Consider the following 25,247-nt stretch of genomic DNA (forward strand, 5'->3'; position numbering starts at 1 on the left):
GTTTGGTGCGCCTTCGCGGGCGCACTTTTTTTGCCACTACTCAGGGGCAATCTGTTCAGAACGCATTATCCCTGACGCGGAAAGAAAGAATGATGCGATCCCAGATTTCCACTAGTTCAGAGTCGCTGTAATCAGGTGGGGATGAGACATCACTTCCTTCAGGTAAGATTTCATTGCTTAATGTCAGATCAAGGCTGGGGTGTGCAAAATCAGCGTTGGTTTCATTGGCTACGGCGGTAAACATTAGTTGTTTTGACGGATTTTCGGATGATTTATCTGGCGGGGCGGTGATTAGCCATTCACTGGCATTAAAACCGGCAATGCGTGCTTCTCCTTTTCTCAGCGTACTACCGTCTATGCTGTTGATGTAAGACTGAATTTCCCCGCTGCGCTCCAGCATGGTTGTGCTTTCCTTAAGGGCGTTATTGCTCCAGACTGAAAAAGAAAACACCGAACTATAGGGGTAAACAAAGGTAATATCTTCCTTAGGCTTCCCGCTTCCGTCGCGGATAAACCCTTGCGGAAGACAGGTGCCGGGCACGGAAGGAATATCCTCATTATGCCGTCCGCTCAGTCGGGACATGAGGTCCTGTAATTCCGCCAGTTTCTGAGGTTTATCATTCGCCATCCAGTCAGGTCTTCCCGCTTCCTTGCGCAGATAAAACGCTCGCTCTTTAGCGAAGCGCGGATCAGAATAATCGGTAATCCCCTGCATGAGGATAAACGCTACTCCGTCAACGTAGAGATGACCTTCCAGAATGCGCCCAAATCCCGCCACACTCTCATTTTCATTACGGTCAAAAATGACCGCATTATCACTCAGCTTGTATATCTGCTTAAGAAATGGCTGATCAACAGGGTCCACGGTAGCGCTGTTTTTCAGTTTCTGTTCCCGCAACCGGATACGCTGCTCAAATGCCGGGCGGTAGAGTCGCTTGCTGCTGATGCGGATCTCATTAATCTGTGCCCGGTCAGTCAAGGTGTTTTCGAATGAGGCCGGAACCTCAAACACATAGCGCCCCACGCACTGGGATTTGGTGGTGGCAAAAAGAGTATTAACCATACGTTTTTCCTTGTCCGTTAACGCCGGGGGCGCATGCACAAATGTCACATAGTTATGGATGTAATATCCTGCCGCCAGCAGCAGGAGCGTCAGCGTAACAATCAGGGGGGATGTGTCTTTTTTCATGGGGCGGGAACCTGCTGCACAATCTTCACCACCGAGCGAACCGTGAACACCAGTGCGTCGGAGAGATCGCTGTATACCGAGCGGGAGAGATCGACAGGATCGACAGCATAAGCTCCTTCATGATCGACATCTGTCGCCAGGACGCCCTGAATACGTGAAGAGCTGGTGCAGACGGAGGTGATCGGCACGGTCCCATCGCCGGGTCTTGCGGATGAAATTAGTTGATGGGACCTTAACGGGGACAGTTCAAAAGGGTTAGCTGCATTTTCCCTGCTCCTCTGCGCTTCCTTAACGCTCAGGGGGATCCGCTCTTCCCATGTCAGGAATCCATCTGACGGGTTGCTTTTGCTGGCTCCGTAAAATAGCCAGGTCTGGGGGTGGTATTTGCCGTTTAACTTCTCAATAAATTTTTTAACGATATTACTTATTGTTTTCTCATATTTATTCCATTCGACCCTAGTATCATCCAGCAGCAAATCCTGCTCACATAGCCGCCACCACGCTGTTTTGTTGAGATAAATTTCCTCATACGGATCGGCCACCGGGAGGGAAAGTTGAGTCTCTTTACTGTTGATTTTCAGCCATCCCGGACCATAAGCCATACCCGGCAGAAGCTGTAACGGACCGGGAGACTGTGCCAGCACCGGCATCAGCTTTTCAGCACTTTCCCCGATAATCATTCCAGTAATGCCACGCTCACCGATCTTCATGCGGCGATAAGCTGCCGGTGAGCCGAGATCCGGCATGACGCCGTGTACGATACCCAGGATTGAGTCTTGTCCGCCCATATTTTCCGAGTAATGGCGGGCGACCAGTCCGCCCATCGAATGGGTGATCAGGACGACCTTGTTGACTGCCAGGCGTCCGTGATACGCACTCAGCACCTTACGGATATATTCGCCCAGCAACGCCGCAGAGTCCGCATTCGATTGCAGCCAGTTGTAACCAAAAACGTGCAGCGGGAATAAGAACTTGTGCCCGTGAGCCACTTCTTCTTCGCTCAGCACCTGCTCCTGAGGCTCGTTACCGATTCTGACGCCGATAAAACGCTGACGTGCCGTTTGCAACTGTGTCTCCCGAAAGTAATTATCCATCAGGATCTCGTCGTCGCTGAGCAGGTATTGCAGCCGGTCAAGCGCCTCACCGTAGCTCATGTAAAACGCACTTCCCCATCCGCGGGCGTGACGGGACGGGAATTTTTTCCCATCCGCACCGTCGTTTAAAATTTCCCCAGAGTCATCGACGACGGTGGTCGTCGGATCAAGCAGTTGCTTTCTTTTTTGGGGGCCAGCAAGTGGCCATTTTTTAAGCGATGACAAGCTGAACTGCCAGACTTTCTTATCCCCACTCTTTAAGTTTGACCCCATCACTCCAGGAATAAAAATCACCGGGATGACTTTTGTAGGCGGCACAAGGCAAACCGACGTGTGGTTTTTGTCCTTTGGCTGAGGAACAAGCTTATAATGAAACGTGCCATCGTCATCCCAGATAGGGCGATGATAAGACCGATTAGGGGGGCTATTTTTATTGTCATCCATGTATTAAGTTCCTGATATTCCTTCCCAAGAGCTGCATTAGCTCACAATTTATCCGCGCGATACTTAACCAAAATCAATTTCTGCTGTTGCTGCCACGAACATTTCTCCCGCCTTGTTGCGCCCCTGTTGCGATAGTGATCGTTAAATTCTGTTTGTCCGTCCTCATTTTGCCAATCTGCGATACAATGCTTTTACGTTATGTATCGGAGAGTCTGGCATGTCACACCCCGCGCTAACGCAGCTGCGTGCGCTACGCTATTTCGACCACATCCCTGCGCTTGACCCGGAACAGCTGGACTGGCTGCTGCTGGAAGATTCCATGACAAAACGTTTTGAGCAACAGGGTAAAACGGTCACGGTGACGATGATTCAGGAAGGGTTTGTCTCGCCTGCGGAGATTGCCAGCGAGCTGCCGCTGCTGCCGCAGGAAGAACGCTACTGGCTGCGTGAAATTTTACTCTGTGCGGATGGCGAGCCGTGGCTTGCCGGGCGAACGGTGGTTCCTGAGTCTACACTTTCCGGGCCGGAGCTTGCACTGCAACGCCTCGGCAAAACGCCGCTGGGGCGCTATCTGTTCACCTCGTCTGAACTGACCCGTGATTTTATTGAAATTGGTTGCGATGCCGATTTGTGGGGGCGCCGTTCCCGCCTTCGTTTGAGTGGCAAGCCGTTAATACTGACGGAACTCTTTTTGCCTGCATCGCCGTTGTACTAAGAGGGAGAAAAAATGGAGTGGAGTCTGACGCAGAATAAGCTGCTGGCCTATCACCGCCTGATGCGTACTGATAAACCCATTGGCGCGCTGCTGCTGCTGTGGCCGACCTTATGGGCGCTGTGGGTTGCCACGCCGGGCGTACCGCCGCTGTGGATCCTGGCGGTGTTTGTGGCGGGTGTCTGGCTGATGCGCGCTGCGGGCTGTGTGGTCAACGACTATGCTGACCGGAAATTTGATGGACATGTTAAGCGCACCGCGAATCGTCCTTTGCCGAGCGGTCAGGTGACCGGGAAAGAGGCGCGCATCCTGTTTGTGGTGCTGGTGCTTCTCTCTTTCATGCTGGTGTTAACCCTTAACACCATGACCATTCTGCTGTCCGTCGCTGCTCTGGCGCTGGCCTGGGTCTACCCATTTATGAAGCGATACACCCATCTGCCGCAGGTGGTATTGGGTGCGGCATTTGGCTGGTCGATTCCCATGGCGTTTGCCGCGGTCAGCGAGTCCGTTCCGCTCAGCTGCTGGCTGATGTTCCTGGCGAATATTCTCTGGGCCGTTGCGTACGATACCCAATACGCGATGGTCGATCGCGATGACGATCTCAAGATTGGCATCAAATCGACGGCGATCTTGTTTGGCCGTCACGACAAACTGATCATCGGCATATTGCAGGTGGCGGTGCTGGCGCTGATGGTGGCGATTGGTGGCCTGAACGGGCTGAACTGGAAGTTTTACTGGTCCGTGCTGGTGGCGGGTCTGCTGTTTGCGTATCAGCAGAAGCTGATCGTGAAGCGCGAGCGTGAAGCCTGCTTTAAAGCGTTTCTGAATAATAACTACGTCGGGCTGGTGCTGTTTATGGGGCTGGCGATGAGTTACTGGTCATAAAAAAACCGGGTGGCGGCTTCGCCTTACCCGGCCTACGATTTAGCAGAATATGTAGGCCGGGTAAGCGTTAGCGCCACCCGGCTTTAACATCACTCGCCCTGCGTCGAACTCTCAATCGTTAAACGCACATCCGCGGTAATCAGCTCTGCCAGCATCTGGTAAACCTTCATCGTCTCTTCCGGCTCAGCATCGCCCGTATCGCTAATGTAACCTTCGTCGCGCAGCGTCAGCACCAGGGAGCTGAATACCGCTTTGTCGAAGAATTCCGGGGCGTTAATGCCATGCAGAACGGACAGGCGCTGGGCCAGCGTCCGACTCTCTTTTTCCAGCGTACCGCGGTTGATTGACGGGTTAGCACTCAATAACCAGAAGGTAATGGCGTAGCGCTGCAACGTCTCACGCGCACCGGAAGCCAGGAGCTGCAAGGTTCGGGAACGTGACGGATTGATATGCAGTTCGTCATCACTGATGGTAATCAGCCCCTGACGACGCATCTCTGCGGACATTTTATCGAGCTCTGCCGCCAGCTCATCCTTACTCCAGCGCAGGAACAGCTCCGCTTTCAGCATCGGATAGATGGCCTGAATATGGCGCAGCAGCTCCTGACGCGAAATACGGCGGTGCTGGGTAATAATGGCTGCCATCAGTGACGGCAGCATCAGCATGTGCGTGATGTTATTACGGTAGTAGGTCATCAGCACGGCCTGCTCGCGCGGCAGAATGATGATGTCACCAATCGTATCTTTCTCGACTTCGAACTTGTTCATCTGCAACGCGTGATCGATCAGTTCGCTGGCGGTGGCAGACGGCACGGTCGAATCCACGGAATACGGCACGTTGCGCATGATATCCAGATAGCAATCAATCTGCTCGGTCAGCTGTTCACGGGTCAGTGAACGCTGGCGAGAGGCCAGAAGCGCGGTACAACACAGGTTCATGGCGTTTGCCGCACCAGCATTGTTGATGCGTACCATCAGCTCGGATGCAATGCCGTTGACCGTTGGCGTCAGCCAGGCCGGACGTACCGCTTCGATAGGATCAATAGACTCGCGCCACTCCGGAACATGATGGTTCAGATATGTCATCAGGGGCAGGGGCTCGCCAAAGTTCACGTAGCCCTGACCGAGGTTGCGCAATTTACTCAGACCACGCAGCATCTGCGGCAGACTCTCTTTCTCTTTGGTCGCACCGCGCAGCTCTTTCGCGTAGGTGCCCACTTCCATCACGTGTTCATAACCGATGTAAATAGGCACCAGAGTGATAGGACGCGTACCGCCACGCAGCATGGCCTGAATGGTCATCGACAGCGTGCCGGTCTTCGGATCGAGCAGACGACCGGTACGGGAGCGACCGCCTTCAACAAAGTACTCCACGGAATAACCGCGGCTGAACAGCTCGCCCAGATACTCCCTGAAAACGGTGGAGTAGAGCTTGTTACCCTTGAAGGTACGACGAATGAAGAACGCACCCAGACGGCGGAAAATCGGACCTGCTGGCCAGAAGTTCAGGTTGATACCGGCAGCAATATGCGGCGGCACCAGGCCCTGGTGATAGAGCACGTAAGAGAGCAGCAGGTAGTCCATGTGGCTGCGGTGGCAGGGCACATAGACAATCTCGTGGCCGTCATGCGCTAACTGACGCACGCGCTCGGCGTTGTGGACGTTAATCCCCTGATAGAGGCGGTTCCATGTGAAACCGAGAATACGGTCAGAGAGACGAATCATCTCGTAGGAGAAGTTCGCGGCGATCTCTTCCATCAGCGCGATTGCGTTCTGCTGCGCTTTCTCGTGCGAAATCTTCTTGCTGCGCGCTTCGTCTTCTACGGCACGGGCAATCGCTTTGGAAGCCAGCAGCTTGTTAAACAGATCCTGACGCGCCGGGAGACGTGGCCCAACGGCCGCCAGACGCTGACGTGCAAAGTGCATACGCGCAACGCGCGCCAGCTTTTGCGCAATGATTTTGTCAGTACCGTGTTCATCCGCCATGCGGCGCAGTGAAACGGAAGGCGAGAAGCGAACAAAGCTGTCGCGTCCCAGCCATGAGACGGCGAAGAATTTCTGAATGCCGTTGAGCATACGCAGCGGCGGGTTCTCTTCCCCTTTTTCACGCCCCGGACGACGGCCAAACATCACCGACACCGGCACCATCTGCACGTCCAGATCGGGGTTGCTGCGGTGCAGATCGAGGTAATCATGGAACAGCTTAATGGACTCTTCTTTCGGCGTGTAATAGGTGAACACGCGCGGTCCGCCATGGATGAACACGTAGCGCGGCAACAGCGTACCGTCGACTTCCAGCGGTTCAAGCGGGTCAGGTAAATCGTGCGCCAGACATTGAGCGCGAAGCGTTAGCAGGTCTGCCTTCGAGTTATAAGGCAAAACGTACATAATAGGGCGCGACGTATCGAGCCCTAATTCCAGCGCAGGTTCTGCTGGGATAGACTTACTTTTTACCAGTACGCTTAATGGTAAATTAAGTAATTTGTAGTAAATTCGTGGCCAGCCGGACATAAACGATGTAAAGCCTCTGGTTAATAATGCAATTGCGGCGCAAGGATAACAGAAAGCGCGCAAAATTTCTGTTGTTACCCGTCATACTTCTGGTCGCAGCAAAACGCGCTGCGGCTTTAGTTACTGACGCTATTTATCATAAAAGGTTCTTTTAATGGCCAATAATACCACTGGGTTAACTCGAATCATTAAAGCTGCCGGTTATTCATGGAAAGGTTTCCGCGCCGCATGGGTTAATGAAGCCGCTTTCCGCCAGGAAGCGGTTGCCGCAATCGTTGCCGTTGTCATCGCCTGCTTCCTTGATGTTGATGCTATCACCCGCGTACTGCTCATCGGATCTGTCCTTCTGGTGATGATAGTGGAAATTCTGAATAGCGCTATTGAGGCCGTTGTTGACCGAATCGGGTCGGAATTCCATGAACTGTCTGGCCGGGCGAAAGACATGGGTTCCGCTGCCGTACTGCTGTCGATTATCACGGCGGCGATCACCTGGGTCACGCTACTTTGGTCGCATTTCCGATGAGCCTCGAGGAATAATTAAGTCCCTGGTTTTTTGTGCAGTTTTTGGTTCCAAAATCGCCTTTGACTGTATATACTCACAGCATAACTGTATATACACCCAGGGGGCGGTATGAAAGCGTTAACGACCAGGCAGCAAGAGGTGTTTGATCTCATTCGGGATCATATCGGCCAGACGGGTATGCCACCCACGCGTGCAGAAATTGCGCAGCGTCTGGGCTTCCGTTCTCCTAATGCTGCCGAAGAGCACCTTAAGGCGCTTGCGCGTAAGGGCGTGATTGAGATTGTTTCCGGCGCCTCACGCGGCATCCGTCTGCTGGTGGAAGAAGAGAGCGGTATTCCGCTGGTGGGCCGCGTAGCCGCAGGTGAACCTCTGCTGGCGCAACAGCACATCGAAGGGCACTATCAGGTTGACCCAGGCATGTTCAAGCCGAGCGCCGATTTCCTGCTGCGCGTTAGCGGAATGTCCATGAAAGATATCGGTATTCTTGATGGCGATCTGCTGGCGGTACACAAAACCCAGGACGTGCGTAACGGACAAGTGGTCGTGGCGCGCATTGATGATGAAGTGACGGTTAAGCGCCTGAAAAAACAAGGCAATACCGTGCAGCTTCTGCCTGAAAACAATGAATTCTCCCCGATTGTGGTGGATCTCCGCGAGCAGAGCTTCTCTATTGAAGGGCTGGCGGTCGGCGTTATCCGCAACGGTGAATGGCTGTAATCTCTTCCTGACAGGCTGTAGTTCCTCTACAGCCTGGCCTGTTTTCTGATTCCGGTAATTTCCATGGCATTGCTAACTTCTGCCGATAAGGCGTTGTGGCGTCTTGCGCTACCGATGATTTTTTCCAATATTACCGTTCCTCTGCTGGGGCTGGTTGATACGGCGGTAATCGGGCATCTGGATTCGCCGATTTATCTCGGCGGCGTCGCGATCGGCGCAACGGCGACCAGCTTCCTCTTTATGCTGCTACTTTTTCTGCGCATGAGTACGACAGGCCTTACGGCCCAGGCGTATGGTGCAAAAGATCCCCTGCGTCTGGCGCGTGCGCTGGTTCAGCCGCTCATTCTGGCGTTCGGTGCTGGCGCGTTAATCGTTCTGTTGCGTACGCCGCTGATTGATCTTGCGCTCCATATTGTAGGCGGCAGCGATGCCGTACTGGAACAAGCCCGGCGGTTCCTCGAAATTCGCTGGCTCAGCGCGCCCGCTTCACTGGCAAACCTGGTCCTTCTGGGCTGGCTGCTGGGCGTGCAGTATGCCCGCGCGCCGGTGATCCTGCTGGTGGTGGGTAACCTTCTCAATATTGTCCTCGATCTCTGGCTGGTAATGGGGCTGCACATGAACGTCCGGGGCGCGGCGCTGGCTACGGCAATTGCCGAGTACGGGACGTTGCTGATCGGTTTGGGGATGGTCTGGCGCGTGCTGGCGATGCGCGGTATCACCCTGGATCTGCTGAAATCGGCCTGGCGCGGCAATATGCGTAAGCTGCTGGCGCTTAATCGCGACATCATGCTCCGTTCGCTCCTGCTGCAACTCTGCTTCGGCGCATTAACCGTTTTTGGTGCGCGTCTTGGGCCTGAGATCGTCGCCGTCAACGCAGTGCTCATGACGTTACTGACCTTTACCGCTTACGCGCTGGATGGTTTTGCTTACGCCGTCGAGGCGCATTCAGGGCAGGCTTATGGCGCGCGTGAAAGCGGCCAGTTACGCGAAGTCTGGCGTGCAGCCTGTCGTCAGGCGGGTCTGGTGGCGCTGGTCTTTGCTCTGGTTTACGCCTGTTTTGGTGGGCATATTGTCGCGCTTCTCACCTCGTTGCCCGCGCTACGTGAGCTGGCCGATCGCTACATCCTCTGGCAGGTAGTATTACCGGTGGTGGGCGTGTGGTGCTATTTGCTGGACGGCATGTTTATTGGTGCGACGCGAGGGGCGGAGATGCGCAACAGTATGGCCGTCGCTGCGGCGGGGTTCGGCCTGACGCTGCTGACCTTGCCGTATCTCGGCAATCATGGTCTGTGGCTCGCGCTGGCGGTGTTTCTCTCACTGCGTGGCCTTTCGCTGGCCGTTATCTGGCGTCGTCACTGGCGAAACAATACCTGGTTTCCAGCCCCGCACGATATATCGTAACGGTTAAAGATTCCGAATATAAAAATAAATGCCGAATCCTTAACTACAATAATAATCACGTCCAGCAGAAAAGAACGAAGCGGACGATACTCATAGACGCTTAACACGAGGACACGATTATGAATAAAGACGAAATCGGCGGCAACTGGAAGCAATTCAAAGGTAAAGCGAAAGAACAGTGGGGTAAGCTGACAGATGACGATATGACCGTTATTGAAGGTAAGCGCGATCAGCTGGTAGGTAAAATCCAGGAGCGCTACGGTTACGAAAAAGATCAGGCGGAAAATGAAGTCAAAGACTGGGAAACCCGTAACGACTACCGCTGGTAACCGGCACTATCCCCAAGGGCGGCTCTGAGCCGCCTTTTTCTTTGGCCTTAACGCGGCTTTTTCTTCACCAGGATAGAGTGATCGTGCTGACAGGCATCCTGATGACGGCATGACTCCACCTCCACGCAGGCAGAACATAAGCCGTGGGCTTCGATCACGTTATGGCGCAGCGCAAAGCCCATTCTGGCTGCCAGCGTATGCATAATATCTTCCACACCTTCCGCACACTCTTCCTTCACCACGCCACAGCGATCGCAGATAAACATGGCGGACGTGTGAGTAGGCTGGTCAAAAAGATGGCACAGCACATAGCTGTTTGTTGATTCCACTTTATGCACAAACCCTTGCTCCAGCAGAAAATCCAGCGCCCGATAGACGGTCGGCGGTTTTGCCTGCGGCTCGCTTTCACGCAGCAGGTCGAGCAGATCGTAAGCGCTGATGGCACCCTGTTGCAGGCTCATCAGACGCAGTACCTCAAGGCGCTGCGGGGTCAGGCGCACATTGCGTTGCGCACAGAGCTTTTCAGCTTGCGCTAACAGCTCTTTTGTGGACTTGTCCATCGGGCACCTCGGATGTGGTAAGGGGTGAAAACCCTCACTTTATCATGTTCTGTTAAAAACACCGAGATCCGCCGGGCTGTGCTATACCTGACGCATCGCAAATCGGGAGATCGCATGATGAAAAGACCTGACTGTATTCGGCACTGGCGGGACGTGGAAGGCGCCGATGACGCAACGTATCCGGACAGCAATGAACGGTTTTCTATTGGCGCGCCGCTGGCCCGCAAGCTGGGTCTCGGCCGCATTGGTATTCACCATGAACGGCTGCCGCCCGGACGCCGTACTTCTTATCCGCATGCGGAAAGCGACGAAGAGGAGTTTGTTTACGTTCTGGAGGGTTACCCTGAGGCCTGGATCAATGGTTATCTGTGGAAGCTTGAACCCGGAGACAGCGTGGGATTTCCTGCCGGCACGGGCGTGTGCCATACCTTTATCAACAACACCGATGAAGAGGTGCGCTTACTGGTGGTGGGTGAGGCTAATAAAAAACATAACCGCATCTACTATCCCCTCAATCCGGTGTATGCCGCGACGCGCGAAGACCGCTGGGTCGACCATCCGCCTCAGTTTTTTGGGCCGCACGATGGAAAACCTGGGCGAAAATAATTTCCTCTTCTATAAATATTGATGGTCGTCACATATTACAACAGGCCGGGATGGAATTTAACTTAAGGAAATAGCGGGTCTTTTTGCACTTATTCACAGCAATAGTTCGTTCCTGTTTGGGTGATAACAGACAGGGTTAACTAATAACAAACTATTTACGAGCACACTGTGAAAAAACATTTTAAATTTTCGATGGTTAGCATCGCTGTCTCCTTTTTTATGGCAAATCAGGCGGGAGCAGCCAATACCTGGACGGAAGCGCGTAGCGACGCAATGGGCGGAACGGGTGTCGCGGCAGGGAGCTATGGCAGCGGGGCGTTAATCAACCCCGCGTTACTGGCAAAATCTAAGCCAGATGATGATGTGACGGTCATTTTGCCGTCCGTTGGCGTGCAGGTGACCGATGAAGACAATCTTCAGGACGAGATTGATACCATTAACGACAAAATCAATCATTACAAGGATGTGGTTGATAGTCTGACCCCCATTGAAGTTATCACCAATCCATTAGGTTCGATCAATCAGTTCCAGGGCGCAGCGAAAGATCTCGCTGATGAACTGGACTACCTGAAAGGCAAGACCGCACACGCCACCGCAGGGGCGGGGATTGCCGTCAGTATCCCTAACGATATTCTTTCCGTGGCCTTTATGGCAAAAGGCTATGCACATGGCCGCGTCAGCTCTTCAATCGATCAGCAGGACATTGATTATCTGCGCGGTATACAACGAAGCGATGCGGTGGCTGCCGGTGTGGCGCTGGATGCCGCGCTAAACGGTACCGATCAGATCACCAAAAACCTTAACTCTACGGCGTCTGGTCGGGCGGCGATTGTATCCGACTACGGTATTGCGGTGGCCCGTCAGTTCGATCTTGGCGGCGTTCCGGTTTCCGTTGGCGTCACGCCGAAGCTGCAAAAAACCTGGCTCTATAACTACACCACCTCAATCTACGATTACGACAGTAATAAGTGGAACGACAGCCGCTACCGTACCGACGACACTGGCTTCAACGTCGATGCCGGTATTGCTGCTGATTTCGGTGAAAACTGGACGGTCGGCGTGAGCGGGCAAAACCTGATGTCGCGCGATATCGATACCAAAGATATCCGCATTCGCAACGGGCGCACAGGAGAGGTGGTGAGTTATAAAGACACCTATCAGATCCGTCCGCTGGTCACTGCCGGGGCCGCCTGGCACAACGATCTGGTCACGCTGACCGCGGATGGCGATCTGACCGAAACCAAGGGCTTTAAAAGCGAAGATACCTCCCAATACGCCGGCATTGGTGCTGAAGTCACGCCGCTGAGCTGGCTGGCTGTGCGCGCCGGTTATCGTGCGGATATGAAGGGGAACGACAGCAACGTCTTTACCGGCGGTGTCGGTTTTGCGCCGTTCAACTCCGTCCATGTTGACCTGATGGGGCTTTATGGCGAAGACGAGACCTGGGGCGCAGGGGCGCAGTTGAGCATGACGTTCTAAAGTACACCGGAGGCGCTGCGCCTCCGGCTTTTCTTTGTGCTATAGTAGCGCCCCTTTTCCACCAGATGCTTAAAAGTTCGCCATGTCGTCAGAATTTCAGACCGCTTTCTCTGCACACCGTTTCTCCATTGCGCCAATGCTCGACTGGACGGACAGACATTGCCGCTATTTCCTGCGTCAGCTCTCCCGCCATACGCTGCTATACACCGAAATGGTCACTACCGGCGCAATTATTCACGGCAAAGGCGACTATCTGGCGTACAGCGAAGAGGAGCATCCGGTTGCGCTGCAACTCGGTGGCAGCGATCCGGCTGCGCTGGCGCAGTGCGCGAAGCTGGCCGAAGAACGCGGCTATGACGAGATTAACCTCAACGTCGGTTGTCCGTCCGACCGTGTGCAAAACGGCATGTTCGGCGCGTGTCTGATGGGAAATGCGCACCTGGTGGCGGACTGCATCAAAGCGATGCGCGACGTCGTCTCTATCCCGGTCACGGTCAAAACCCGTATCGGCATAGACGACCAGGACAGCTATGAGTTTCTGTGTGATTTCATCAACACGGTATCAGGGAAGGGTGAATGCGAGATGTTTATCATCCACGCCCGTAAAGCCTGGCTCTCAGGCCTCAGCCCGAAAGAAAACCGCGAGATCCCGCCGCTGGACTACCCGCGCGTGTACCAGCTGAAACGCGACTTCCCACACCTGACCATGTCGATCAATGGCGGTATTAAGTCGCTGGACGAGGCCAAAGCGCACCTCGAACATATGGATGGCGTGATGGTCGGACGCGAGGCGTATCAGAATCCGGGCATTCTGGCGACGGTTGACCGGGAAATCTTTGGCGTTGAGGGTGCTGACACCGATCCCGTGGCCGTAGTGCGCGCCATGTATCCGTACATTGAGCGCGAGCTGAGTCATGGTACGTATCTGGGCCACATTACCCGCCATATGCTTGGCCTGTTCCAGGGCATTCCTGGTGCGCGCCAGTGGCGTCGTTATCTCAGCGAGAACGCGCATAAAGCCGGTGCGGATATTGAGGTACTGGAACACGCGCTGCGTCTGGTTGCGGATAAACGTTAAATTTCGCTAAAAGATGGTCAAATACGCCACGCCCTGCAACACATTGCGGGGCGTTTTGCTTTCAGAACAACAACTTATTTTTGGCATGATTCTTGTAATGATCGCAGCATCATTCGGGAACTCGTGGGAGAGCACCATGCTGGAACTACTTTTTGTGATTGGCTTCTTTATCATGCTGATGGTCACGGGCGTGTCGCTGCTCGGTATTCTGGCCGCGCTCGTTGTGGCCACGGTGGTGATGTTTGTCGGCGGTTTATTTGCCCTGACGATTAAACTCTTGCCGTGGTTACTTCTGGCGATTGCGGTGGTATGGGCCATACTGGCGATTAAATCGCCAAAACTGCCCACTTATCAGCGTAATAACCGCTTCCGTTACTAAGGTATTGAGGGGTACGTCACATACCTGCAACTTTTCCGGCAGCAATCTTTATAACAGAATAGGATTTACTTATCGAATCTGTCACTATGGCTGCCGCTAAAGAATTCATCGAGCTGTACCCTACATACAGCCGAACTAAAAAAAGAAAGGGCTTCCCATGGGAAGCCCAATTTCTTTTTATGGCTCAGGGAATTAACAGACTTGAGCCCTGGGTTGCCCGGCTCTCCAGCACCTCATGCGCACGTTGCGCATCGGTCAGCGGATATTTCTGCGCTTCTGCCACATCCACTTTGATCACCCCGCTGGCGATCAGCGAGAACAGCTCGTTGCTGGCTTCCTCAAGTTCTTCCCGGTTGGTGATGTAACCTTGCAGGGAAGGGCGGGTGACATACAGTGACCCTTTCTGATTCAGAATGCCCAGGTTCACGCCGGTGACAGCCCCGGAGGCGTTACCGAAGCTCACCATTAGCCCGCGACGTTGCAGGCAGTCCAGCGAAGATTCCCAGGTGTCTTTCCCCACCGAGTCATACACCACGCGTACCTTTTTGCCGCCAGTGATCTCTTTCAGCCGCTCAACGATGCTCTCTTCCCGGTAGTTGATCACCTGCCATGCGCCCGCGTCCAGCGCGCGCTGCGCTTTTTGCGCGCTGCCTGTGGTGCCGATCAGCTTCGCCCCCAGGGCTTTCGCCCACTGGCAGGCAATCAGCCCTACGCCACCTGCGGCTGCGTGAAACAGGAATTGCTCGTCAGGCTTAATTTCATAGGTTTTGCGCAGCAGATAATAGACCGTCAGCCCTTTCAGGAATGAGGCGGCAGCCTGCTCGAAGCCGATCGCATTTGGCAGAAGCGCCGCTTTCTCGGCCGGAACGTTATGGATGGAGCTGTAAGCGCCCAGCGCCGACTGCGCGTACACCACGCGATCGCCTTCCTTAATGTGCTTAACCGCGCTGCCCACTTTGCTGACGATACCGGCCGCCTCGGTGCCCAGTCCGCTCGGCATCGACGGAGGCGGATAGAGACCGCCGCGAATATAGGTGTCGATGTAGTTAATGCCGATTGCTTTGTTTTCAACCTGGATTTCGTTCTCGCCAGGTGCCGTGGGGGTAAACTCCACGGCTTGCAGTACGTCTGGCCCGCCATGTTTCTGGAACTCAATGCGTGTTGCCATGCTCCCTCCGTTAGAAAATTATGGTAATCTTTCGACCCACTCTTTATCTCGGTAACTCCATTCACTATGGCAGGAAACAAACCCTTCAACAAACAGACTGAACCCCGTGAACGTGATTATCAGGTCGCCGGGTTAAAAGTCCCGCCGCACTCGATTGAAGCGGAACAGTCGGTGTTGGGCGGTTTAATGCTGGATAACGAACGCTGGGACGACGTCGCCGAGCGCGTTGTTGCGGAAGACTTCTATACCCGCCCGCACCGCCATATCTTTACTGAAATGGCGCGTTTGCAGGAGTCGGGCAGCCCGATCGACCTGATTACGCTCGCAGAATCGCTGGAGCGTCTGGGACAGCTCGACAGCGTCGGCGGGTTTGCCTATCTGGCAGAACTGTCAAAAAACACGCCAAGTGCCGCGAACATCAGTGCTTATGCTGATATCGTCCGTGAACGTGCCGTTGTCCGCGAGATGATCTCGGTGGCGAATGAAATCGCCGAGGCCGGTTTCGATCCCCAGGGGCGCACCAGCGAAGATCTACTTGATCTTGCCGAGTCCCGCGTCTTTAAAATCGCCGAAAGCCGTGCGAACAAAGACGAAGGCCCGAAAAACATCGCCGATGTGCTCGACGCCACCGTTGCGCGTATTGAGCAGCTTTTCCAGCAGCCGCACGATGGCGTGACGGGGGTGAACACCGGTTATGACGATCTCAACAAGAAAACGGCAGGTCTTCAGCCATCGGATTTGATTATCGTCGCGGCGCGTCCGTCGATGGGTAAAACGACATTTGCGATGAACCTCGTCGAAAACGCGGCGATGTTGCAGGATAAACCGGTTCTTATCTTCAGTCTTGAGATGCCCTCAGAACAGATCATGATGCGTTCTCTGGCATCCCTGTCGCGTGTGGATCAGACCCGCATCCGTACCGGTCAGCTCGACGATGAGGACTGGGCGCGGATCTCCGGCACCATGGGGATTTTGCTGGAAAAACGGAACATCTATATTGATGACTCCTCCGGCCTGACGCCGACGGAAGTGCGCTCCCGCGCGCGCCGTATCGCCCGTGAACACGGTGGCATCGGCCTTATCATGATTGACTACCTCCAGCTGATGCGTGTTCCGTCGCTTTCCGACAACCGTACGCTGGAGATTGCCGAAATTTCCCGCTCACTCAAAGCGTTAGCCAAAGAGCTGCACGTGCCGGTGGTGGCGCTGTCGCAGCTAAACCGTTCTCTGGAACAACGTGCAGACAAGCGCCCGGTCAACTCCGACCTGCGTGAATCCGGCTCCATCGAGCAGGATGCCGACTTAATCATGTTCATCTACCGTGATGAGGTTTATCACGAGAACAGCGATCTGAAAGGGATCGCCGAAATTATTATTGGTAAGCAACGTAACGGCCCCATCGGTACGGTACGTCTGACCTTTAACGGCCAGTGGTCGCGTTTCGACAACTATGCCGGTCCTCAATATGATGATGAGTAATTTCTAAGGAATTCAAATGCAAGCGGCAACTGTTGTGATTAACCGCCGCGCTCTGCGACACAACCTGCAACGTCTGCGAGAACTGGCGCCCGCCAGTAAGCTCGTTGCAGTCGTGAAAGCGAACGCTTACGGACACGGTCTTCTTGAGACCGCGCGAACGCTCCCCGATGCCGACGCTTTTGGCGTCGCCCGTCTCGAAGAAGCTCTCCGCCTGCGCGCAGGTGGAATTACGCAACCGATTCTGCTCCTCGAAGGCTTTTTTGAAGCCTCGGACCTGCCGACCATTGCCGATCAGCACCTGCACACGGCGGTGCATAACGAAGAACAGCTGGCCGCGCTGGAAACGGCCGAACTGAGCGAGCCGGTCACCGTGTGGATGAAGCTCGACACGGGCATGCACCGCCTGGGCGTGCGCCCGGAGAATGCCGAAGCGTTTTATCAGCGGCTGTGCCAGTGCAAGAACGTGCGTCAGCCGGTGAATATCGTCAGCCACTTTGCCCGCGCCGATGAGCCTGAATGCGGCGCAACGGAACAGCAGCTTGATATCTTCACCACCTTCTGCGAAGGCAAACCGGGGATGCGCTCCATTGCGGCGTCCGGCGGCCTTCTGCTGTGGCCGCAGTCGCACTTCGACTGGGCGCGTCCGGGGATTATCCTGTATGGCGTTTCCCCGCTTGAGAACAAACCCTGGGGACCGGACTTCGGCTTTAAGCCGGTGATGTCGCTGGTTTCAAAGCTGATTGCCGTGCGTGAGCACAAAGCAGGCGAGCCGGTAGGTTATGGCGGCACCTGGACGAGTGAGCGCGACACGCGGCTTGGCGTGGTAGCGATGGGCTACGGCGACGGCTATCCGCGCGCCGCGCCAACGGGCACGCCGGTACTGGTCAATGGTCGCGAAGTGAAGATTGTCGGCCGTGTGGCGATGGACATGATTTGTGTCGATCTTGGACCCGACGCGCAGGATAAAGCGGGGGACGATGCGGTGATGTGGGGCGAAGGCCTGCCGGTAGAGCGTATTGCTGAAATAACAAAAGTGAGTGCTTACGAACTTATTACGCGCCTTACCTCAAGGGTAGCGATGAAATACGTCGACTAATCACAGTATCCGGGAAGGGATATGTCACCATCTGAAATGGCTGCTTGTCTGGCCTATGCGCTCTCTGTCTGGCTGGCGGCCAGAAACAATATCAACACGTGGTGGATCGGTATTCTCGGCAGCGGGCTATACGCCTGGGTCTTCTATTCAGTGCAGCTCTATGCCGATGTTACCCTACAGCTCTTTTTCATTATCACGAGCATAACGGGTTGGGTGCACTGGCTGAAAGGAAACCGCGGAGAGGTATTGCCGGTGCGGCGAACCCGCCCCAGACATTTTCTCCTTCTGCTGGCCTGTGCCGTGGCAGTAGCGGCGCTGTACGGGCTTTTATTGCATCGGTATACCAACGCCTGGGCGCCCTGGCTGGACTCCATTATTTTAACCTTCAGCATCCTGGCGCAGTTCATGCTAATGGGCCGACGCCTGGAGAACTGGTACGTCTGGCTTGCCGTCAATACCCTTGCCGTGCCGCTGTATGCGATGAGGGGCCTGCATTTGACCGCGGTTCTGTATCTGGTGTTCTGGTTTAACGCCTGGCACGGTTTATATCAATGGCGTAAGGAGATCCGCGCGCGATGAAACCTTACGCAGAGGGTCTGATTGTCGGCAAGTTCGCGCCCTTACACGCAGGACATGAATTGCTTATCAACGCTGCGCTTGCCCGGTGCGAGACGGTGTTTATCATCAGCTATTCGCTACCGGAAATGCCGGGGTGCGAACCCGAAAAGCGCCTTCAGTGGCTACAGACGCGTTTCCCGCGGTGTCGTCACCTGGTGTTTTCGCCAGAGATCGCGGCGGGCCATGATATTGAACCGCCGCCGCCCAACGACGCAGATGCCGATCGCCACCGACACTACGTGGCTACCCTGTGCGAACGCTTCTTTCACTGCCGACCGGACGCCGTATTCACTGCGGAGGATTACGGCGATGGCTTTGCCCGCGTATTAAGCCAGCGTTTTGGCAAACCGGTCACGCACGTGCGGCTTCAGCGCCCGGAGGGCCCTGATGCGCCCTCAGGCACGCTTATTCGCTCTGATGTTCATCGCTACCGCGAGATGCTCTCGGCGGAGGTTTACCGGAGTTTTGTCTTTCGAATTTGCTTATTGGGCGGCGAGTCGACGGGCAAAAGCACGCTTTCCCAGGCGTTGGCAGCAGCGCTTAACGCGCCCTATGTCGCTGAGTTCGGGCGCGAATACTGGGAAGAAAAGAACGGAGTACTGGAATGCGACGATCTCCTGCATATTGCGCGCGAGCAGGTGCGGCGTGAGGACGCAGCCAGCACGGCGCCTTATCTGATTTGTGATACGTCGCCCTTAACCACGCTGTTTTATACCCTCGACCAGTATGGCTCGGCGCCTCAGGCGCTGCACGACTTAGCCGGGCGGGACTATTCGCTGGTTGTACTGTGCGGCGATGAATTTCCCTTCGTACAGGACGGTACCAGGCAAGGCGCGGCGTTTCGCCGCAGGCAGCAGTCGAGGTATATCGCTGAACTGGCGCGCCGAAACATCCCGTATTTACGCGTCACAGGGTCGACGTCTGAACGTATCGAACAAATTCGTGGGCATATCCAGAAACGGTTTTCATAACCTTCTCGACCTTCTCCTGCTTCCGGTTTATTGTTGAAAATCCTGCCTCATAACAATCCGGAGAACATCGCGTGTTTCAGAAAGTAGACGCCTACGCCGGCGACCCTATCCTCTCCTTGATGGAGCGTTTCAAAGAAGATCCTCGCAGCGACAAAGTGAACCTCAGCATCGGTCTTTATTACAACGAGGACGGCATCATTCCTCAACTGAAAGCCGTTGCCGAAGCCGAAGCGCGTCTTAACGCAACCCCGCACGGGGCTTCGCTTTATCTGCCGATGGAAGGGTTAAATACCTACCGTAATACCATTGCGCCGCTGCTGTTTGGTGCGGATCACGCGGTGCTCGCGCAAAAGCGCGTGGCGACTATCCAGACGCTGGGTGGCTCGGGTGCGCTGAAGGTAGGCGCAGATTTCCTGAAAAAGTACTTCCCGGATTCCGGCGTGTGGGTCAGCGACCCGACGTGGGAAAACCACGTGGCCATCTTTGAAGGCGCGGGCTTTAAGGTTGCGACCTATCCATGGTTCGACAGCGAAACCAACGGCGTACGCGTTGATGCGCTGCTGGAAAAACTGAACACCCTGCCGGAGCGCAGTATCGTATTGCTGCATCCGTGCTGCCACAACCCGACCGGTGCGGACCTCACCAATGCCCAGTGGGATGCGGTGATCGAGGTACTGAAGGCGCGTAACCTGATCCCGTTCCTCGACATCGCCTATCAGGGCTTTGGGGCGGGCATGGAGGAGGACGCCTACGCCATTCGTGCGATTGCCAGCGCGGGTCTGCCTGCGCTGGTCAGCAACTCTTTCTCAAAAATCTTCTCCCTCTACGGCGAGCGCGTCGGCGGTCTGTCCGTGGTGTGTGAAGACGCCGAAGCCGCGGGACGCGTACTCGGTCAGCTGAAAGCGACGGTCCGCCGTATTTACTCCAGCCCGCCGAACTTTGGTGCGCAGGTGGTCGCGACCGTACTGGGCGATGATCAGCTGAAAGCCACCTGGCTTGCGGAAGTGGAAGGCATGCGTAAGCGCATCCTGTCGATGCGTCAGGAGCTGGTTAACGTTCTGAAAGAAGCCGTGCCTGGACATAACTTTGATTATCTTCTCAAGCAGCGCGGGATGTTCAGTTATACCGGACTGAGCGCGGCGCAGGTCGATCGCCTGCGCGAAGAGTTCGGCGTCTACCTGATCGCCAGCGGCCGTATGTGCGTGGCGGGGCTGAATGCTGGCAACGTCCAGCGCGTGGCGCAGGCGTTTGCATCCGTAATGTAAGTATTCACTTACTTGCATGCTATATGTAGGCCGGGTAAGGCGCAGCCGCCACCCGGCTTTTTTTGTTCGCGCCGGTGCCAGTCATTGTCCGGCGGCGCTTCGCTTACCGGGTCTACACGTTTCTTCTGCGCTTTGTGATCGTCTTCTTTTTATTCAGCTTCATAAGCAAAAACTCCTTTTCTTCCCCTCCCGCTGGGGTTATGGTCGGATAGTTTTTGACCATCCGCTCAAAATAAAAAGATAACAAACTGAATATTCAGGGGAAAACATGCGCAAGATCACACTGGCGCTCAGCGCCGCCTGCTTATTGTTCTCGCTTAATAGTACCGTTGTTGCGCGGGCTTCTGCACCCACGCCGCTTTACACCGGAACCACCGCCGCCATTCTTGCCGAACAGGCCCCCATTCACTGGGTTTCAGTGGCACAAATCGAAAACAGCCTGACGGGTCGCCCGCCGATGGCCGTGGGCTTCGATATTGACGATACCGTTCTCTTCTCCAGTCCCGGTTTCTGGCGCGGCAAAAAAACGTACTCCCCGGACAGCGAAGCCTATCTGAAAAACCCGGAATTCTGGGAAAAGATGAACAACGGCTGGGATGAGTTCAGTATCCCGAAAGAGGTTGCCCGCGCGCTGATCGCCATGCACGTAAAGCGCGGCGACAGCATTTACTTCGTGACAGGACGTAGCCAGACCAAAACCGAAACCGTCTCGAAAACGCTACAGGATGATTTTCTGATCCCGGAGGCCAGCATGAATCCGGTCATTTTTGCCGGGGACCAGGAAGGGCAAAACACCAAAACCCAATGGCTGGAAAAGAAAAATATCAAGGTGTTCTACGGTGATTCAGATAACGACATCACCGCGGCGCACGACGTGGGAGCAAGAGGCATCCGGGTGTTACGCGCCTCGAACTCCACCTACCGACCGCTGCCAATGGCCGGTAAATTTGGCGAAGAGGTGATCGTTAACTCCGAATACTGATGCATTAACGGCGGGGTGAATGCTTTTTTAAGCAAATCTCTCCGCGCGGGTTTTACCTTTCGCTTTCTTGCTGAACACTTAGAAAGATTCATCTTTCAACACGGAGCAGCACATGTGGTATCAACAGACCCTGACCTTAAGCGCAAAACCACGCGGATTTCACCTGGTGACGGACGAAGTCATCGGGCAAATCCGCGACCTGTCGCGCGTCAAAACGGGTTTGCTGCATCTGCTGCTTCAGCACACGTCTGCTTCTCTCACGCTCAATGAAAATTGCGATCCCACCGTCCGGTCTGACATGGAGCGGCATTTTCTGAAAACCGTCCCGGATAACGCCCCGTATGACCATGATTACGAGGGGGCGGATGATATGCCTTCGCACATCAAATCCTCTTTGCTGGGGGTCTCGTTGATGCTGCCGGTCCACAACGGACGGCTACTGCTGGGAACGTGGCAGGGGATCTGGCTGGGAGAACATCGCATTCACGGTGGTTCGCGTAAAATTATCGCAACGCTACAAGGGGAATAAAGATGACAATTTCGGAGATACTTCAGTACTGCATGAGCAAGCCGGGCGCAGAACAGAGCGTTCACAGCGACTGGAAAGCCACGCAGATCAAAGTGGGTGATGTGTTGTTCGCGATGGTAAAAGAGGTTGAGGGACGTCCTGCGGCATCGCTGAAAACCAGTCCTGAACTGGCCGACTTACTGCGCCAGCAGCACGATGATGTCAGGCCAAGCAAGCATCTGAATAAAGCACACTGGAGTACGGTGTTTCTCGACGGCTCGCTGCCAGATTCGCAAATTTACTACCTGGTAGATGCGTCGTATCAACAGGCGGTAGAACTGCTGCCGGAAACGATCCGACAGCAGCTCTCCGTGTAACGATTACAGCAACGGTTTGAGGAAGCGCGCGGTGTGCGAGGCTTCGCACTCTGCAACGGTCTCTGGCGTACCGGAGACGAGGATTTCACCGCCGCCGCTGCCGCCTTCCGGGCCGAGATCGACAATCCAGTCCGCGGTTTTAATCACGTCCAGGTTGTGCTCAATCACCACGATGGTGTTGCCCTGATCGCGCAGCTGGTGCAGCACGTCCAGCAGCTGCTGGATATCCGCAAAATGCAGGCCGGTGGTCGGCTCGTCCAGAATGTACAGCGTCTGACCGGTACCGCGTTTGGACAGCTCACGCGCCAGCTTCACGCGCTGCGCTTCACCGCCGGACAGCGTTGTCGCTGACTGCCCCAGACGAATATAGGTCAGACCCACATCCATCAGGGTTTGCAGCTTACGCGCCAGCGCAGGGACGGCGTCAAAGAACTCGCGCGCCTCTTCGATGGTCATATCCAGCACTTCGTGGATGGTCTTGCCTTTGTACTTAATCTCCAGCGTTTCGCGGTTATAGCGCTTGCCTTTACACTGGTCGCACGGCACGTAGATATCCGGCAGGAAGTGCATCTCAACCTTGATTACGCCGTCGCCCTGGCACGCTTCACAGCGGCCGCCGCGCACGTTAAAGCTAAATCGGCCTGGCGTGTAGCCGCGCGAACGCGCTTCCGGTACACCCGCGAAGAGTTCACGGACGGGCGTAAAGACGCCAGTATAGGTCGCCGGGTTGGAACGTGGGGTGCGGCCAATCGGGCTCTGATCGATATCGATAACCTTGTCGAAATGCTCCAGCCCCTGAATGTCGCGGTACGGTGCAGGCTCGGCCAGCGTCGCGCCGTTCAGCGCCGTCTGCGCAATCGGGAACAGCGTATCGTTGATCAGCGTCGATTTACCGGAACCGGACACGCCGGTGATGCAGGTAAACAGCCCGACAGGCAGCGTCAGGGTCACGTCTTTCAGGTTGTTGCCGCGCGCCCCGGTTAGCTTCAGCACTTTTTCCGGGTTCGCCGGCACGCGCTGTTTTGGCACTTCAATTTTGCGCTTGCCGCTCATGTACTGGCCGGTCAGCGACTCGGGCACCGCCATAATGTCTTTCAGCGTCCCTTCTGCCACCACCTGTCCGCCGTGCACGCCAGCGCCCGGGCCGATGTCGATCACGTGGTCTGCGGCGCGAATGGCGTCTTCGTCGTGCTCAACCACAATCACCGTGTTGCCAAGGTTACGCAGGTGAACCAGCGTGCCGAGCAGGCGTTCGTTGTCGCGCTGGTGCAGGCCGATAGACGGCTCATCCAGTACGTACATCACGCCGACTAAGCCCGCGCCAATCTGGCTCGCCAGACGGATACGCTGGGCTTCACCGCCGGAGAGCGTTTCAGCCGATCGGGAAAGCGTCAGGTAGTTCAGGCCGACGTTCACGAGGAACTTGAGGCGATCGCCGATCTCTTTCAGCACTTTTTCGGCGATTTTCGCGCGCTGGCCGGAGAGCTTCAGGTTGTTGAAGAAGTCCATCGCGTGGCCGATGCTCATGTCTGAGATGGTCGGCAGCGCCGTGTTTTCGACAAACACGTGACGCGCTTCGCGACGCAGACGTGTACCCTCGCAGGTGGCGCAGGAGCGGTTGCTGATGAACTTCGCCAGCTCCTCGCGCACCGCGCTGGATTCGGTCTCTTTGTAGCGGCGCTCCATGTTGTGCAGCACCCCTTCGAACGGGTGGCGACGCACGGAAGTGTCACCGCGATCGTTCATGTACTTGAACTCGATGTTCTCTTTGCCGGAACCGAACAGGATCACTTTATGTACGTTCGCGCTCAGGCTGGCCCACGGGGCTTCAACGTCGAACTTATAGTGCTCTGCCAGCGATTTCAGCATCTGGAAGTAGTAAAAATTACGCTTATCCCAGCCGCGAATGGCGCCACCCGCCAACGACAGCTCCGGGTTCTGGATCACGCGGTCCGGGTCGAAATATTGCTGAACGCCGAGGCCGTCACAGGTCGGGCACGCGCCCGCTGGGTTGTTGAACGAGAACAGGCGCGGTTCCAGCTCGCGCATGCTGTAGCCGCAAATCGGGCAGGCGAAGTTGGCGGAGAAGAGCAGCTCTTCCGCTTTCGCATCGTCCATGTCTGACACCACCGCCGTGCCGCCCGACAGTTCCAGCGCCGTTTCAAAGGATTCCGCCAGACGCGTCGCCAGATCTTCACGTACCTTAAAGCGGTCAATCACCACTTCGATGGTGTGTTTCTTTTGCAGCTCCAGCTTTGGCGGATCGGACAGGTCACACACTTCGCCATCGATACGGGCGCGGATATAGCCCTGGCTTGCCAGGTTTTCCAGCGTTTTGGTGTGTTCACCCTTACGCTCTTTAATGATTGGCGCCAGCAGCATCAGGCGTTTGCCTTCCGGCTGAGACAGCACGTTATCCACCATCTGGCTGACGGTCTGGGCCGCCAGCGGAACGTCATGATCCGGACAACGCGGCTCGCCCACGCGCGCATACAGCAGACGCAGGTAGTCATGGATTTCGGTAATGGTACCGACCGTAGAACGCGGGTTATGCGATGTGGATTTCTGCTCAATGGAGATAGCAGGAGACAACCCTTCAATGTGGTCGACATCCGGTTTTTCCATCAGCGACAGGAACTGACGCGCGTACGCCGAGAGCGATTCAACGTAACGACGCTGTCCTTCGGCATACAAAGTGTCGAAAGCCAGTGAGGATTTGCCAGACCCCGAAAGCCCGGTCACGACGATGAGTTTGTCGCGAGGGATTATGAGGTTGATATTCTTGAGATTGTGGGTGCGGGCGCCCCGAACTTCGATCTTATCCATTCACCTTTCCCGGTTGGAACACGGATTGCCTGATTTGTTTGAAGGACAAAC

Annotated in this window: 24 protein-coding genes; 18 read left to right on the forward strand and 6 right to left on the reverse strand. The window is 55.4% G+C overall.

What is annotated here, in order from left to right; genetic code table 11:
- Positions 1 to 55: 55 nt before the first annotated feature.
- On the reverse strand, positions 56 to 1,189 hold the full coding sequence (locus ACQG11_RS11030) for a T6SS immunity protein Tli4 family protein (RefSeq protein WP_180250795.1): 1,134 nt from the start codon (positions 1,187 to 1,189) through the stop codon (positions 56 to 58).
- On the reverse strand, positions 1,186 to 2,727 hold the full coding sequence (locus ACQG11_RS11035; protein WP_426728363.1) for a lipase family alpha/beta hydrolase: 1,542 nt from the start codon (positions 2,725 to 2,727) through the stop codon (positions 1,186 to 1,188). Before ACQG11_RS11035 ends, ACQG11_RS11030 begins: the two co-directional genes overlap by 4 nt.
- A gap of 217 nt (positions 2,728 to 2,944) precedes the next feature.
- Between ACQG11_RS11035 and ubiC the strand changes: the two genes are divergently transcribed.
- Both ubiC and ubiA read left to right on the forward strand, forming a co-directional pair.
- Positions 2,945 to 3,442 carry a chorismate lyase gene (gene ubiC / locus ACQG11_RS11040; RefSeq protein WP_022646736.1) on the forward strand — a complete coding sequence of 166 codons (498 nt, stop codon included), beginning with the start codon at positions 2,945 to 2,947 and terminating at the stop codon, positions 3,440 to 3,442.
- A 12-nt stretch (positions 3,443 to 3,454) separates the two neighbouring features.
- Positions 3,455 to 4,324 (forward strand): 4-hydroxybenzoate octaprenyltransferase, encoded by an 870-nt coding sequence (gene ubiA / locus ACQG11_RS11045; protein ID WP_426728364.1) that lies wholly within the window; start codon positions 3,455 to 3,457, stop codon positions 4,322 to 4,324.
- Between the two features lie 89 nt (positions 4,325 to 4,413).
- Here the strand turns inward: ubiA and plsB are convergent, their stop codons facing one another.
- A complete protein-coding gene (plsB, locus tag ACQG11_RS11050; RefSeq protein WP_023299088.1) occupies positions 4,414 to 6,834 on the reverse strand; it encodes a glycerol-3-phosphate 1-O-acyltransferase PlsB in 2,421 nt (806 codons plus the stop codon).
- A gap of 154 nt (positions 6,835 to 6,988) precedes the next feature.
- Between plsB and ACQG11_RS11055 the strand changes: the two genes are divergently transcribed.
- From ACQG11_RS11055 to ACQG11_RS11070, 4 genes are all read left to right on the forward strand, one after another.
- A complete protein-coding gene (locus ACQG11_RS11055) occupies positions 6,989 to 7,357 on the forward strand; it encodes a diacylglycerol kinase (RefSeq protein WP_006810487.1) in 369 nt (122 codons plus the stop codon).
- A 108-nt stretch (positions 7,358 to 7,465) separates the two neighbouring features.
- Positions 7,466 to 8,074, forward strand: a complete 609-nt coding sequence (gene lexA / locus ACQG11_RS11060; RefSeq protein ID WP_003860318.1) for a transcriptional repressor LexA — start codon at positions 7,466 to 7,468, stop codon at positions 8,072 to 8,074.
- A 63-nt stretch (positions 8,075 to 8,137) separates the two neighbouring features.
- Positions 8,138 to 9,475 (forward strand): MATE family efflux transporter DinF, encoded by a 1,338-nt coding sequence (gene dinF, locus ACQG11_RS11065; protein WP_022646740.1) that lies wholly within the window; start codon positions 8,138 to 8,140, stop codon positions 9,473 to 9,475.
- A gap of 119 nt (positions 9,476 to 9,594) precedes the next feature.
- Positions 9,595 to 9,804 (forward strand): CsbD family protein, encoded by a 210-nt coding sequence (locus ACQG11_RS11070; RefSeq protein ID WP_003860314.1) that lies wholly within the window; start codon positions 9,595 to 9,597, stop codon positions 9,802 to 9,804.
- A 47-nt stretch (positions 9,805 to 9,851) separates the two neighbouring features.
- Here ACQG11_RS11070 and zur read toward each other — a convergent pair whose 3' ends face one another.
- Positions 9,852 to 10,364, reverse strand: coding sequence for a zinc uptake transcriptional repressor Zur (gene zur / locus ACQG11_RS11075; RefSeq protein ID WP_006810484.1), 513 nt, complete (start codon positions 10,362 to 10,364; stop codon positions 9,852 to 9,854).
- A 117-nt stretch (positions 10,365 to 10,481) separates the two neighbouring features.
- Here zur and ACQG11_RS11080 point away from each other — a divergent pair, with 117 nt between their 5' ends.
- The 4 genes from ACQG11_RS11080 (at position 10,482) to pspG (ending at position 13,906) form a co-directional block, all read left to right on the forward strand.
- Positions 10,482 to 10,970, forward strand: coding sequence for a cupin domain-containing protein (locus ACQG11_RS11080; RefSeq protein ID WP_003860307.1), 489 nt, complete (start codon positions 10,482 to 10,484; stop codon positions 10,968 to 10,970).
- 192 nt (positions 10,971 to 11,162) lie between these two features.
- On the forward strand, positions 11,163 to 12,449 hold the full coding sequence (traF, locus tag ACQG11_RS11085; protein WP_421767894.1) for a conjugal transfer protein TraF: 1,287 nt from the start codon (positions 11,163 to 11,165) through the stop codon (positions 12,447 to 12,449).
- Between the two features lie 82 nt (positions 12,450 to 12,531).
- A complete protein-coding gene (gene dusA, locus ACQG11_RS11090; RefSeq protein ID WP_069596146.1) occupies positions 12,532 to 13,527 on the forward strand; it encodes a tRNA dihydrouridine(20/20a) synthase DusA in 996 nt (331 codons plus the stop codon).
- 136 nt (positions 13,528 to 13,663) lie between these two features.
- Positions 13,664 to 13,906 (forward strand): envelope stress response protein PspG, encoded by a 243-nt coding sequence (gene pspG / locus ACQG11_RS11095; protein ID WP_426728365.1) that lies wholly within the window; start codon positions 13,664 to 13,666, stop codon positions 13,904 to 13,906.
- A 184-nt stretch (positions 13,907 to 14,090) separates the two neighbouring features.
- Here pspG and ACQG11_RS11100 read toward each other — a convergent pair whose 3' ends face one another.
- The gene (locus ACQG11_RS11100; RefSeq protein WP_022646744.1) at positions 14,091 to 15,074 is read right to left on the reverse strand and encodes a quinone oxidoreductase; all 984 of its coding nucleotides are present in this window, start codon (positions 15,072 to 15,074) and stop codon (positions 14,091 to 14,093) included.
- 66 nt (positions 15,075 to 15,140) lie between these two features.
- On the opposite strand from ACQG11_RS11100, the gene dnaB reads away from it, so the two are divergent.
- The 8 genes from dnaB to ACQG11_RS11140 all read left to right on the forward strand — a co-directional run bounded on the left by dnaB (position 15,141) and on the right by ACQG11_RS11140 (position 22,370).
- The gene (dnaB, locus tag ACQG11_RS11105) at positions 15,141 to 16,553 is read left to right on the forward strand and encodes a replicative DNA helicase (RefSeq protein ID WP_003860298.1); all 1,413 of its coding nucleotides are present in this window, start codon (positions 15,141 to 15,143) and stop codon (positions 16,551 to 16,553) included.
- Between the two features lie 16 nt (positions 16,554 to 16,569).
- Entirely contained in the window at positions 16,570 to 17,649 is a 1,080-nt protein-coding gene (gene alr, locus ACQG11_RS11110) for an alanine racemase (RefSeq protein ID WP_032627027.1), read from the forward strand.
- A gap of 21 nt (positions 17,650 to 17,670) precedes the next feature.
- On the forward strand, positions 17,671 to 18,228 hold the full coding sequence (pnuC, locus tag ACQG11_RS11115) for a nicotinamide riboside transporter PnuC (protein WP_038415071.1): 558 nt from the start codon (positions 17,671 to 17,673) through the stop codon (positions 18,226 to 18,228).
- Positions 18,225 to 19,238, forward strand: coding sequence for an AAA family ATPase (locus tag ACQG11_RS11120; RefSeq protein WP_426728366.1), 1,014 nt, complete (start codon positions 18,225 to 18,227; stop codon positions 19,236 to 19,238). Before pnuC ends, ACQG11_RS11120 begins: the two co-directional genes overlap by 4 nt.
- Before the next feature lie 71 nt (positions 19,239 to 19,309).
- Positions 19,310 to 20,503 (forward strand): aromatic amino acid transaminase, encoded by a 1,194-nt coding sequence (gene tyrB, locus ACQG11_RS11125; RefSeq protein ID WP_023305262.1) that lies wholly within the window; start codon positions 19,310 to 19,312, stop codon positions 20,501 to 20,503.
- 268 nt (positions 20,504 to 20,771) lie between these two features.
- Entirely contained in the window at positions 20,772 to 21,485 is a 714-nt protein-coding gene (gene aphA / locus ACQG11_RS11130; RefSeq protein ID WP_323634519.1) for an acid phosphatase AphA, read from the forward strand.
- A 112-nt stretch (positions 21,486 to 21,597) separates the two neighbouring features.
- Entirely contained in the window at positions 21,598 to 22,014 is a 417-nt protein-coding gene (locus ACQG11_RS11135) for a secondary thiamine-phosphate synthase enzyme YjbQ (RefSeq protein ID WP_023305263.1), read from the forward strand.
- A gap of 2 nt (positions 22,015 to 22,016) precedes the next feature.
- A complete protein-coding gene (locus tag ACQG11_RS11140; protein ID WP_006810472.1) occupies positions 22,017 to 22,370 on the forward strand; it encodes an MmcQ/YjbR family DNA-binding protein in 354 nt (117 codons plus the stop codon).
- 3 nt (positions 22,371 to 22,373) lie between these two features.
- On the opposite strand, the gene uvrA is transcribed toward ACQG11_RS11140, so the two are convergent.
- Positions 22,374 to 25,196 (reverse strand): excinuclease ABC subunit UvrA, encoded by a 2,823-nt coding sequence (gene uvrA / locus ACQG11_RS11145; protein ID WP_426728367.1) that lies wholly within the window; start codon positions 25,194 to 25,196, stop codon positions 22,374 to 22,376.
- Between the last annotated feature and the right edge of the window lie 51 nt (positions 25,197 to 25,247).

This window comes from Enterobacter cloacae complex sp. 372C4 (assembly GCF_050030615.1).
GTDB classification, from domain to species: domain Bacteria; phylum Pseudomonadota; class Gammaproteobacteria; order Enterobacterales; family Enterobacteriaceae; genus Enterobacter; species Enterobacter intestinihominis.